At 70.9% G+C, this 12,031-nt stretch carries 9 protein-coding genes and 1 pseudogene; 3 read left to right on the forward strand and 7 right to left on the reverse strand.

Annotation, left to right across the window (positions count from 1 at the left end; translation table 11 throughout):
- The 4 genes from IE251_RS21965 to IE251_RS21980 form a co-directional block, all read right to left on the reverse strand.
- A complete protein-coding gene (locus IE251_RS21965; RefSeq protein ID WP_189754713.1) occupies positions 1 to 393 on the reverse strand; it encodes a hypothetical protein in 393 nt (130 codons plus the stop codon).
- Positions 390 to 2,774, reverse strand: coding sequence for an AAA family ATPase (locus tag IE251_RS21970; protein WP_189754714.1), 2,385 nt, complete (start codon positions 2,772 to 2,774; stop codon positions 390 to 392). The genes IE251_RS21965 and IE251_RS21970 overlap by 4 nt, the downstream gene beginning before the upstream one ends.
- Before the next feature lie 199 nt (positions 2,775 to 2,973).
- A complete protein-coding gene (locus tag IE251_RS21975; RefSeq protein WP_229896883.1) occupies positions 2,974 to 3,639 on the reverse strand; it encodes a hypothetical protein in 666 nt (221 codons plus the stop codon).
- Positions 3,636 to 4,871: an AAA family ATPase gene (locus IE251_RS21980; RefSeq protein WP_189754715.1), complete on the reverse strand. Its 1,236-nt coding sequence runs from the start codon at positions 4,869 to 4,871 to the stop codon at positions 3,636 to 3,638. The genes IE251_RS21975 and IE251_RS21980 overlap by 4 nt, the downstream gene beginning before the upstream one ends.
- Before the next feature lie 378 nt (positions 4,872 to 5,249).
- Here IE251_RS21980 and IE251_RS21985 point away from each other — a divergent pair, with 378 nt between their 5' ends.
- Positions 5,250 to 5,858: a DUF8548 family protein gene (locus IE251_RS21985; RefSeq protein ID WP_189754716.1), complete on the forward strand. Its 609-nt coding sequence runs from the start codon at positions 5,250 to 5,252 to the stop codon at positions 5,856 to 5,858.
- Here IE251_RS21985 and IE251_RS41120 read toward each other — a convergent pair.
- Positions 5,763 to 6,392 carry an ATP-binding protein gene (locus IE251_RS41120; RefSeq protein WP_373302035.1) on the reverse strand — a complete coding sequence of 210 codons (630 nt, stop codon included), beginning with the start codon at positions 6,390 to 6,392 and terminating at the stop codon, positions 5,763 to 5,765. The genes IE251_RS21985 and IE251_RS41120 overlap by 96 nt on opposite strands.
- Positions 6,393 to 6,508: 116 nt before the next feature.
- Between IE251_RS41120 and IE251_RS21995 the strand changes: the two are divergent.
- Together IE251_RS21995 and IE251_RS22000 are read left to right on the forward strand one after the other, a co-directional pair.
- Positions 6,509 to 7,366, forward strand: a pseudogene (locus IE251_RS21995) (helix-turn-helix domain-containing protein).
- A gap of 16 nt (positions 7,367 to 7,382) precedes the next feature.
- Positions 7,383 to 7,556 carry a DUF397 domain-containing protein gene (locus IE251_RS22000; protein WP_189754840.1) on the forward strand — a complete coding sequence of 58 codons (174 nt, stop codon included), beginning with the start codon at positions 7,383 to 7,385 and terminating at the stop codon, positions 7,554 to 7,556.
- Between the two features lie 53 nt (positions 7,557 to 7,609).
- Here the strand turns inward: IE251_RS22000 and IE251_RS22005 are convergent, their stop codons facing one another.
- Both IE251_RS22005 and IE251_RS22010 read right to left on the reverse strand, forming a co-directional pair.
- Positions 7,610 to 10,468 carry a competence protein CoiA family protein gene (locus IE251_RS22005; RefSeq protein WP_189754718.1) on the reverse strand — a complete coding sequence of 953 codons (2,859 nt, stop codon included), beginning with the start codon at positions 10,466 to 10,468 and terminating at the stop codon, positions 7,610 to 7,612.
- A gap of 258 nt (positions 10,469 to 10,726) precedes the next feature.
- Positions 10,727 to 11,992, reverse strand: a complete 1,266-nt coding sequence (locus tag IE251_RS22010) for a hypothetical protein (RefSeq protein WP_189754719.1) — start codon at positions 11,990 to 11,992, stop codon at positions 10,727 to 10,729.
- Positions 11,993 to 12,031: the final 39 nt, after the last annotated feature.

A 12,031-nucleotide genomic window follows, 5' to 3' on the forward strand; every position in this document is an offset into this window, starting at 1 on the left:
TCAGGCTTCGGCCCGCACCGGTACGACGCGGAGGGTCGCCAGCAGTTCGACGACGTCGTCGTGCCAGGCCCGTACCTCGCCCGGGGTGGGCGGGAGTTCGTAGGTGTGGTGGTGGCAGGCAGCGCTGAGCGCGGACCATACGGCATACCACTGCCGAGCCACGGAGGGCGGCACGTACCACTCCATGCAGAGCGCCTTGGTGCGGCCACGGGTCCGGGCCATGGCGGGGCTGACCTGCCGCCAGAAGCCGTCCATGGCCTCGTCGAGGGCCAGTCGGAGCAGGGCCGCCGCGGCTCGTGCGCGCAGACCCGGCGCGAGGGAGTGAGTGACACCGGCTGGAGGAGAGAGCAGTCGGTGAGCGGCTGCGGCGAGGTCGTGGGGCGTGCGGGTCATCGGCTCCGCACCGCCTTGACGAGACGCTCCGTGTCCCGGACCAGTTCCATGCGGTCTCCGATCGGGGCGAGCCACTGGTGGGCGCCCGCGTTGCACCGTTCGATGAGCGAGCGGGCCCAGGGGCCGTGTTCCTGAGCTACCGCGGCGAGGACCTGGGCGGGTTCCATGGTGCTGTCGTAGAAGGCGAGCGCGGCGAGCTCGGTGACCTTGTGCGTCTTCGCGATCCTCGCCTCGATGTCGGCGTGGCCAAGGCCTTCGGCACGCAGGCGGCGGCGCGCGGGGTCGAGGTAGGCGGCTTCCAGGGCGCCGCGGCACATCTGGGGCAGGACGCGGTCGGCGACATCCTGGGGCACGTTCGGATCGCGGGCGACCGCCATCGCCTCGCTCACGGCGCGGGAGACCGGGTCATCGATGCGGGTGACCTTGACGACGGAGTCGGTCTGCCGGGAGACCTGCAGGATCGTGGCCGGGATGCGCAGGTGCCGGATGGCCTGCTGGAGACGGGTGTCGTGGGTGAAGACGATCACCTGTCGGTGCTGGGCGCAGGCGTGCAGGACCCGCGCGAGCCCTTCGACCTTCTCCGGGTCCATGGACTGCACCGGGTCGTCGATCACCAGGAAGCCGAAGGGGCTGTCGGGGTGGGTGGCGCGCGGGAGGAACAGCGAGAGGGCGAGCGAGTGCAGTTCTCCCTGGCTCATGACGCCGAAGGCAGGCGCGTCCATGGCGTCCACGGACACGTCGAGCTTCACCTTGCGCTGGTTGGCCGTGCCGGCGAGGCTGATCGAGCCGAGGCTGACGCTGCTGCGTTCGCAGAGCAGTTTCCAGATGGTCTGCGAGTGATCGGCGAACGGCCGCAGGCGCTCCTCCCGCAGTTCGTCAGTGACCTTCCTGAGCCAGGTCTGCGCCGCCTTAAGTCGCTTGGCGAGCGGGGCGGCCTCGGCGGCCCGGTCGGCGGCGGCCAGCCATTCGGCGAGCCGCACGGCCAGCGGCTGCCAGCCGGCGTCCCGGGCAGCGAGCTCACGGGACGCCCGGTCGCTCTCCTGCCGGCAGGCGTCGGCGAGGGCGGCCGACAGACGCTCGACCTGATCGGCCAGCGGGCGGGGGTCGGTGATGCTCCGGCACAGGGCCCATTCCCGCCAGAGAGCGGCGAGCGGCGAGTCCTCCGGGCGGAGCCAGACGGGGACGGGCTGGACGAGGTCGTGGACGGCCCGGACGGCGCCGCGCAGTCCGTCCCGCGCGGACTGCGCTTCCGCCGCTTCGTGCTGGAGCCGTTCGACCTGTGCCCGGGCGCGCGCCGCCCAGTCGTCGTCGAGGAGTCCGGGGGTGTCGCAGACGGGGCAGTCGGCGGTCCGCGCCCGCCGCCGGTGGTCGAGCGCCCGTTCCAGGAGCTCGGAGAGGCGACGGGCGTCCTCGGCGGTACCGGACCGCGCGTCCTCGGCCCGGGCGGCGGCTTCCCACAGCCGTGCGACGGCACCGCTGATGTCACGCAGGTCGGGCCCCTCAAGCGTGGAGAGCCCACGCAGCCTTTCGAGTTCGGCGGGGTCCCCCTCGGACCGGGCGACGAGCAGGGCGCGGACGCGTTCGCGGTCCGGGCGGCGGGCGGAAAGCGCGTCCACGGCCGCGACGGCCCTCGGGTCGTCGGAGGTCCGCAGTGCGGCGAGAACGGCGGCGGCCAGGTCGGCGGCCTTCTTCTCCCCGTCCTTGAGCACCTTGAGACGGGCTCCGGCCTCCTTGTAGGCGTCGGAGAGCTGTTCGAGGCCGAGGACCTGGGCGAGTCCGTCATGGAGGGCGGTCATGGGGCCGTTGATCACGGCGCCGAGTTCGCTGTACGAGAGGAAGGGCCGGTACAGCGAGAGCTCCTCGGCGCCGACGACCTCGTGCAGTTCGCCGTCGGGCAGGCCGGGCCGACGGACCGCCACCCGTGCGTCGCCCAGGTTCGCGCCGTGCCAGCTCCTGTGGACGGTGACGGGCAGGTCGGCACCGTCGCGGCGGCACTCCACCTCCACCCGGGGAGCAGCCGGATCGTGCAGGTTCCGCCACCCCTGCCGCCAGACCTGAATACGGCCTTGCCAGCGGAAGTTGTCGCCTGTCAGCGCCATCTCGGCGGCTTCGGCGAAGCTGGACTTCCCGGATCCGTTGCGCCCGGCGACGACGGTGAGGCCCGGTGCGGGCGTGAGGTCGAGCGTGGCCTCGGGCCCGATGCCGCGCCACCCGGCGGCGGTGATGGAACGGAGGAAGAGGGGCCCGGTGCGGGTGGTCCTGCCGGCCGGGGCGCCAGGGAACAGGTCGCGCAACAGGTCCGCCGTCTCCGGCTCCAGGCCGGCGGCGGCCAGGCGCTGGAGGACGAGGTCACGGACGGAGGGAGGGGGCTGGTCACTCACGCTGGCTCCAGGCACGGGAAGTGGCGGTGCGCCGGTGCGGCCGCATCGGATACCCAGATTGCCCAGTTGCGTTGACGACGTCAACACACATTTCCCGCCGCTTTCTGGTGAGAACGTGTGTACGAGTGTCGAATGGCGCGACAGGACGGCGTTCAGGCGCCCCGTACGCCCCCACCCCCGAGGGCGTGAAACCTCCTGGTCAGGACCAGCCCTCAAGTTCCCGGACGAAGTCGCTGTACGAGTCGTTCCGACCCTCGGGTGCGGCGATCAGGCCGTGCGCGAGCGCCTCGCGGGCGACGAGAGGCCCGTCGCTCTCGCGGAAGAGCGGCGCGCCGAGCCGCCGCTTGAGCTCCTCCTTGGGCTCCTTGATCCGCCCCAAGTCCCTTCCCCGTAACTGTGCGGGGACCTTCCACCTCGGGCGCACACGGGGGAAGGCGTCGGGGAACAGGAGGAGCCAGCCTTCCGACTCCCAGGCGGCAAGTGCGAGCGCGGCACCGAACCCGCCGCATTGGCGGCCCAGCTCCTCCGCGACCACTCTTCGCACCTTGCCGTAGTCCGAGTCGGTGAAGCCGTCCAGGTCCTCGTGGACGACGAATCCCACGAGTTGCGCCTTCTGCTGAAGCGCCTTGGCACGTGCCTTGCCGACGAGCACCTTCACCGCCGCGGACAGATCGGCACCGGACTTCCTGCGGAGCCTCACGGGATCGTTGATGCGCACCAGCTTGGCCGTCGCGCTGAGATCGGGCCGGTGCGCACGTATCAGGGCCGCCATGATCTCGCAGTCGTTCTGGTCCTCACCGGCGAGAACGATCACTCGGTCCGACCCGCCGACGCGCCGGGCGCTGCCCCGGGCCCTGGCGCTCACAGTTCGCCCCCGGTGAGGTCGCCGCCGAGCACACCCGAGAACCACAGCTCACCGAGCGGCTGGCCCCCTGACTCCTCGACGATCTCCTCCACCTCCCTCACCGTCAGGGCGGGGATGATGGACGCGCCTTCGTCGTCCCGGTCACAGACGACGAACTCGTCGGGGCGGAGGCGGTTCACCAGAGCGGGCGAGTGGGTGGCGACGATGAACTGGGTGCGCTCGGAGGCTTCCCGGAGGCGCTGCACGACGAGTTCCAGTGCCTGGGGGTGCAACCCGTGGTCGATCTCCTCGATGCAGGTGAAGGCCGGCGGATGGGGATCGTAGAGCAGGGCCAGGAGCCCGAGCAGACGAACCGTGCCGTACGAGGCGTCCGCCAGGGGAGTCAGGCGGCGCAGACCGCGCTCACGCAGGACCACGGTCAACTGGTCCGTCGAACCGCCGACCTCCTCGAACTCGATGTTCTCCAGTTGCGGCAGGACGGTCCGGGCGTCCTCGACCAGGTTGTCCCAGATGTCGTCCTGGCCGCTGAGGTGGATCAGGAACGCCGCGAGGTTCTCGGCGTGAGGCGCCAGCGTCGCCATGTCCGCGGCACGCAGGCGCGTCGGCATCCGGGCCGCGACCACGTCGACGTCGAAGACCCGGAAGGAGGAGAGGCGGTCGGCGACACGGGTCACCTCGTCCCCGCCGTCCGCGGGGCCGAGTCTGGGAAGGGTGGACAGGCCACTGCTCAGTCTGCGGATGCCGAAACTCCCGCTGTCCTGTTCCTTGCCGGCCCGTCGGTCGACCACACGCGCCTCCTCACCGGAGATCGTGATGCGCCGTCCCCGCCCCTGCTTGCGCTTGAACTGGAAGCTCTCCTCCCGGGAGAGGGCGTAGGCGGCACGAAGCCTGTCCCGGTTCGAGGGCAGCGAGCGGCGCCGGATCGTCAGGCTGTACTCATCGGGCGCGTTGAGAGTGGAATTGCTCGTCCACGTGGCCTTCAGTTGGACCCGCATGAACGTCGGAGGCTTGGCCCCGCCCCAGAAGGCGACCTCGTCGAACCCGCCTCTCGTGTCGAGCGCGGGCTGGAGGTCCGTACGGATGATGTCCGCGAGAAAGTCGAAGACCTTCAACACGTTCGACTTGCCCACTCCGTTCGGCCCCACCAACACGGTCAGCGGACCGAGCGGGACGGTCACGTCGCGCAGGCTTCGGAAGTTCTCGACGTGCAGTTCGAGGAGGCGGCTGGGCATGGGATGAACCTATCGGGTGGGCGCCCAGGGCGAGGGCCGATCGCGCAGCGAACCGGCCCCCACTGCCGCGCCGCGTGCTTGGCTGCCGCCGCCGTGGTGTCGCCTCGGCGTGGCGACACCGTGGCGTGGAGCAGCTACGGAATCGGTACGGGGAGGAAAGTAGCCCGACCGGCTGACATCATGGGGCCGACGCCGGGTCGAGCACCTGTCACGGTCCGCCCACGAGTCACGCCGTTCCTCGGCGACGCGCCGTCCGGGGGCGGTCGAGGAAGAACCCCGGCGACAAGGCGCACCACGGCCTGGCAAACCGCTCCACTTGCTCGGGCTTCCTCTTCGCATTCGGCTCCGATTGTCGGACCGGAACGCCATCATCGGGCCATGACCACTTTCAGCGCCGCCCAGTCGCTCGCCACCCATGCTCGGTCCGTCCTCGGCGACGGCCCTTTCCATCCGCCTGGCGGCTGGACGCACATGGGTGCAGTCATCTGCGATGTCAGCTTCCAGGCACGCCGGAAGTACCAGTCGACCGTCCGGCCGCGACTTCTCCGACTTCAGTCCGCATGGCCTGACGCCGTCACGGTGCGCGGCTTCCGGGCACGGCTGGCCACGGAAGACCTCGCCGTCGCCATGAACTTCAACAGCCCCGGCAGGGTCGCGACGGCTCACGCCATCACCGAACTGCTGGCCGCCAGAGGGGTCGACACCCGAGACAACCTCCACGAATGGCTCGGTCACCAGGACAACCGTGCGGCCCTGCGCACAGTGAAGGGGGTGGGGCCGAAGAGCGTCGACTACATCGGCAACCTCGTCGGCCGGTCTCAGGTCGCGGTGGACGTGCATCTGAGGTCGTTCGCGGCAGCGGCCGGGGTCACCTGCCTCACGTACGCGGAGCTACGAGCCGCTTACGAGGAGGCCGCCGCCCTCCTCGGGCACGAACCGGGGGGACTGGAGCACGCTGTCTGGCGGTTCAAGGCGCAGGCGGGCTGACCGCCGTGCGGGGATCTCGCCGCTCGTCGTCGATCTCCGCCCACACCGTCTTGCCGCTCGGCGGGTACGGCTCCACGCCCCAGCGGTCGGCGAGGGCGGTGACCAGGAGGAGCCCGCGGCCCGGCTCGGCGTCGGACGGCAGCTCTTCGGGGTCCGGCGGTGGAGTGGGAGTCGTTCGCCGTGCGGATCGGTGACCTCGATGCGGAGGCCGCCGGACGCGGGCACGCAGGTGAGGGCGACCCGGAAGTCACGGCCCTGGACGCGACCGTGGAAGACGGCGTTGGCCGCGAGCTCGGCGGTGATCTGTGCCGCCCGTTCGGCCACGCTTGGTGACACCTCCCAGGCGGTCAGCCGCTCGGCGACGAGCAGCCGAGCGAGGCGGGCACCGCGACGGGTGGCGGACAGCCGCTGGGCGAACACCCGTACGGCGGCGGGCTGATGGGGCGTGATCGTGTACATGGGGCCAGCGTGGCGGGCGCGCGGGAGCGTGTTCCAGGAGCGAGGCCCGTACGCTGCGTCAGAGTACGGGCACATGCGGTGGACGGTACGGGGGCGTGCGCGTCACGCTGAGTGCTGCCGACCGTGGGTACAGAGGTCGGCGTACGGGCGCGCGTCGGGAGGTGGCCGCGGTGGCGGAGGACGTCGAGATCGTGACGGACGGGGCGGACGAGACGAACGAGACGGAGGAGCAGGGGCGCGAGCCCGATCCGTCGGACAGTCTGGCGGACCTTCGGGGCCGTCGTCCAGGCCCTGCGGGAGCACGCGGGGCTCAGCAGGGCCGAGTTCACGGAGCTCGTACGGTTCTCCAAGCACACCGTGGAGTCGGTGGAGTTGGGGCGGCGGATGCCGGACGAGGCGTTCGTCGACCGGGGGGACGCGGCGCTGGGGAACACGGGGGCGCTGCGGAGGTCCGCGCCTTTTCTGACCCGTGCCGAGGCCGGTCTGACGGTGTGGTTCCGGCGGTGGGCGCGCCTGGAGAAGGTGGCGGTGAGTCTGTGCACGTACGAGTGCCGGCTGGTGCCGGGGCTCTTGCAGTCGGAAACGTATGCGCGGGCGGTGTTCGACAACAGCATCCCGCTGCTGACGGAACGGCAGTTGGAGACCCAGCTCGCCGCGCGCCTCAAGCGGCAGAAAATGCTGTACGAGCGGCCGACCGTGCCGTTCGGCTTCATCGTGGAGGAGCACGTCTTCCGGCGCAGGCTGGGCGGGACGGAGGTGCAGCGGAGCATGCTGGACCGCGTCCTTGAACTGAGTGAACCGCGCAACGTGACCTTGCAGGTGGTCCCGGTGGAGGCCGAGTTCCACGGCTGCCTAGATGGACCGGTGCGACTCCTTGAGACTCCGGACGGGCGGCGGCTCGGGTACTCCGAGGGACAGCAGAACGGGCGGCTTATCTCCGACCCCAAAGAGGTGCGCCTGCTCCACCAGCGCTATGACACACTGCGCTCACAGGCCCTCACCCCAAGGAGTCGCGGGGCCTGTTGGAGCGTCTGCGAGGAGAGCTATGAGTACGACGGAACTCGCCTGGTTCAAGTCCAGCTACAGCGGAACCAGGGCGACGATTGTGTCGAGGTCGCCGTCACCCCGCGAACCGTCCACGTCCGGGACTCCAAGGACGTGGCTCGCCGGCCCTTCGCGGTCGGCCGCGAGGGCTGGGCCCGGTTCGTGTCGTTCGCGTCCCTCGCCCTGGAGTACTGAGCAGATCGCGTGGCCCGACGGCGGGGCCGTGAGACAGCCGCCGCCGGGCCCCGTCAGCGGTGCTTCCAGAGGCCGTAGAGCCGGAGCACGTCCATCTGCCACCGTGCGTGGAGTTCGTCCGGACCTGAGGGTGTCTCCCGACCGAGCGAGAAGGCTACATGCCGGTACAGCGGGTGGAGATCCTCGTTGTTCGTGGTGACCAAGGCGGAGAGGAGCGGCTCGTCCGCCGAGGTGTTCGCGTCGGCGAGCACGAGCACCTGCCCCTGGTCGTCGGGGTGCAGGTGAGGAAGTTCCCCGCTCAGCCGGTGACGGATCGCGGACCACGTGAGGGTGGCCCGGTTCCGTGCGGTGTCCTCCAGGAGGGAGCGGACGACGGCCGCGAGTTCGGCGAGCTTGGCCTCATCCGGCCGAGGTGGCGCGTCCTCCGTTTGCGGTCTCCGCACATCGCCACCGGACGGCGGGGCGAGCAGCGCGGCGAGTCGTTCCCCACAGGCGCGGTGCGCGTCCTGGAGGTCCTGCGGGAGCTTGCCGTGGTGCTTCCGCTTGAGCGCCTTCGCACGTGCCAGGCCCTCGCGAAGTGTCTCGACGTCAGCGGGCTCCTGCCGCCGCCCGAGGTCATCGAACAGCCGTCGGAGGTCCGCCTGGACGATCGCGTTCTCGCGCCCCCGCACCCACTCACTCATGGCGCGCAGGTGGGGATGCTGCTCAGCCCGCTCCGCCGGAGGCAGCTTCGTACCGTACAGCTTGCCTGCCGCCTGCCAGGCGCGCTTGGCCTCGGCGAGATCGTCGGCTTTCCGAGCGTGGTCGAATCGCCAGCGCAGCCCCGCGAGGGTTCCGAGGGCCGCCGCGACAGAGGTGTCGGCAGGGCTCCCGGTGGGGGCGAGTGTCGGGGCGGTAGCGGGTGCCTCCGTCTCCGTGGCCCTCGACCGGTTCGCGCCGCTTGTGTACGCGTCACGGATGCGGTCCGCCTCCAGCCGTCTGGCCTGATGGGCCTCGCTCTGGAGTCCGGGTACCGAGCGCCCGTGACGCCGGAGGATCTCCGGGAAGTACGGCAGCGGCTTGCCGTCGTCCGTCACGACGAGGGCGGCGTACATGAGGTCGTGACCCTTGAGGGGCTCGTCCACACGGAAGAGGAGGTTGGTCCGCCGCTCGTCCGACAGGCCGCCGAAGTCGAATCCCGTGTTGGCCGAGAGTTCCCGCCAGGTGATGTCGTCGGCTCCGTTTCTCGCTCGCGCCTTGAGGTGTTCGCGTACCGCGAGCACGAGTTGGAGGGTCGGAAGTCCGGTCGCCGGGGCCGGCTTGGTCGCTGCGGCCTGTGGTCGGCTCTCCGGCTCCCTGGGGTGCGGCACGGGCTGGGGGCGGGGAGTCGCCGGGGCGGCGGGCTGCATCGGCGGGGCGGTGACGGTACCGGCCCCGAAGAGCTCGTAGGCGCGCTGCCGTTCCGTCTCGTTGATGTGGCGGACCTGGTTCCCCGGGAGGCCCGGTGCCCAGCCCAGACCGGCGAGGACAGCTGCGAAGAAGGACGGGACCTCGCCGTTGTCCGTTCTGAGGAGCGAGGACAGAACCGGTTTGTCCTGGGCGCGAGGGAAGTCGAGCGCGATGAGAAGCCTGCGCCGGTGCTCCGGGGTGAACTGCTCGGGCGTCGCCTTCGCGCTCCCGACGAGCTTGGCCCAGGTGATCCGGCCCTGTGCGCGGGCGGTCCGCTCCAGGATCTCCCGGAAGGACGCCACGATCTCGCGGTCGTCAAGCCGTGGGCGCGGAGGCGCGGACGGCGGCTCGACCGGGAGGGGTTTGGCCGCTGCCGGTGCCGGCTGGGGCGGCTTGAGTTCGCTCCAGGCCGCCGCCTCCCGGGCGTCGAGGCGTCGCGTCTGGGCGGCGGTGAGAAGCCACGCGGGCGTGTCCGCCGTCGTGGCCTCGACGGGGGTCAGGGTCACCCGCTCCCGGAGGACGTACACCCTCGACGGGTTGGGCGGCGTCGAGGCGTGCGGAAGGACGATCCGGGCCCGGGCCACGGCCGAACCGAGAGGCTGGATGTCGGCGTCGTAGACGCTGCCCGGTGTGCCGGCCGGCCACTTCACGTCGGTCCTGGCTAAGGCTCCGGTGAACGCCACCGTGTCATCGGCCAGTCGGAAGGAGAGCGCGGGCGTGATGGATGCGACGGAAGCGGCGGAAGCGGTGGCTCCGGCCGATCCTCGCGGCACGATTCCCTGGGGCGTCGACACCAGGCTGGGGGTGACGATTCCCTGGCGGGTGAGGACGCACTCCTCCAGCGTGGTCCATTCGACGGTGTTGCCGGGCAGCTGCGTACCGATCCGCACCTCGCGTGTGACGCCGGCTGTCCGGCATTCGACGCGGATCGCGTACCCGTGGGATTCCACCCGGTCGTAGGCAAGCATGCTGTCCGGTCCGAAGAGCCACTCGACGTGGTCGGCGCCCTGGGCGAGGCTCTCCGCCTCCCATCGCCACTGGTGCAGGCCCAGCCGGGCCATCTGCACGCGAATGAGCTGCCGTCCGCCGGACAGCCGGAAGTCCACGGTCCCGCCCGGCCTGTCCCCGACGGTGCGGTACGACGCCTTGGCATTCCGCAGGTTCTGGCCGGCGAGCCAGCGGGTCAGGGCCTGGCCGATGTAGAGGTGGTCGGCGCTGGACTCGCCGTTGGCGGTGCGGCGGCAGTGGACGGGCGGGCGGTGCGCGAAGTGGCACTTCTTCTCGGTGTAGCGCTTGGCGCTGAGCTTCTTGCCGCAGCCGCCGAGAAGGGTGCCGCAGTAGAAGTCGTCGCGGGAACGGCCCCGCATGAAAAGGTGGAACTCGTCGTGGTCGTACGGGAGGAAGACGGGGTCGTCGGACCCAGCCCCGCCGATGACGGCGGTCTGGACCTTGCGGGTGTCTCCCTCGTCGGCGAATGGCGTCACGGCATTCTCCGGGCGGGCGGTGGTCGGTGGGGTGGACTGGTCGTGGCGCGAGGGCCGGAGCCGGGGTCGGTGAGGTGGGCCGCCGGGTGCGGGCCTCCGACGACGACCGGCCCGCTCTCAGCACGTGGGGGACGCGGATGAAGTGGCCGTTGGCAGGGCCGGAGGGGCCTTGCGCGGAGCCCGTCGAAGGTGCTGCGGACCGGCAGGGCGCGCCGGTGGGGTGCGGGTGGCGTTCGCCTGGCCGGCGGTCGGCCTCGCTCAGCCTTCCGTGGCGGGCTCCCCCTCGTCCCCGTTCCCCTCCCCTCGTCGGCGGCGGACTCGTACGGCGATCCCGTCGGCGAGCTTGTCCTTGACCGAACTGGCCCGGCCGAGAGTCTCGTTGCCGAGACTTCTGGCGGCGTCCACACCCTTCGCACCGGTCTCCAGCGCCTTGTCCCTCACCTCCGCCGCCGCGGCCGTCCAGCGTCTCGCCTCCGACTCCTGGCGACCGGACTCGATCCCGAGCCGCCCGTGGAAGTCGTGGACGCCGGTCACGACCTGGTTGCTCGACCGGACCACGGCCGGGGACTTGGTCGGGTGCAGGAGCACCTTCCCGTTGGCCTCTTCGGCAGCCGCGTTCATCCGGGCCACCAGACACTCGGTGCTCCGGGAGATGAGCTCCAGCCGGTTCCGCCGGGCGATCCGGATGCCGTCGCGATGCCGGTCCAGCTCCTCGGGGACGGCGTCCAGCACCCGGTCGAGTTCCAGCACGGCTATCGCGTCCTGAAGCTGGAAGCAACGAGCCAGGACCGCGAGCCACTGCCGGGCCTTGGCCTCCGCCTCCTCGGCCGCCGCGGCGAGCTCACCGATCTTGGCCTTGCGCTCCATCTTCTCGGCGAGCGCGTCGAGCCGGCGGAGCGCGTACGCCTGGGTCGTCGCGATGGTCTCCGACGTGCCCTGCACCTTCGACCATGTGATGGCGGAGACCCGGCCCACCTCGTCCCGGATGGTCATGGCGTCCGTGATCACGAGCTCCGCCCCGATCATCTTCGCCAGCTCGGCGTCCTCCTGGGCACGAAGCACGTCGTCGAGCTTCTCGTCGATCGTGGCGAGATAGTCGGTGATCTCGTCCATGGCCTGCTGCATCGCGAGCTGCGCCATGACGGCAGCAACATTGGACAGCTGCGCCGGGTTGCCCCGGAGGGACCTCTGCCCCTTCGCGAACTCGACGAATCCCTTGATCTGGCCCTTGGGTCCCTTCAGCACGCCTGTGCTGAGCCCCGTCGTGGCGCTTTCCCTGAGCCCGTACTTGTCGATGCTCCGCGCGGACTCCTTGGTCAGCTTCACCCAGCGGCCTGAGCCGGCGGCGATGTCGGAAGCCACCTGCGCGGCTCCGGCCGCATCACCGAGCGCGGACCGGAACGGGCGCGGTCGCAGGGCCCGCGAGGGCAGGCCCTCGGACACGAGGAAGCGTTCGACCGTCGCCTCCGTCCCGATGACCGCCAGGCCATCGCCGTCCCTGATCAGCTGGATCTCGTCATCCATGGCCACTCCGTGAGGTGTGTCGGAGAGGCCCGGATCGGG

The organism is Streptomyces eurythermus (genome assembly GCF_014649115.1).
GTDB classification, from domain to species: domain Bacteria; phylum Actinomycetota; class Actinomycetes; order Streptomycetales; family Streptomycetaceae; genus Streptomyces; species Streptomyces eurythermus.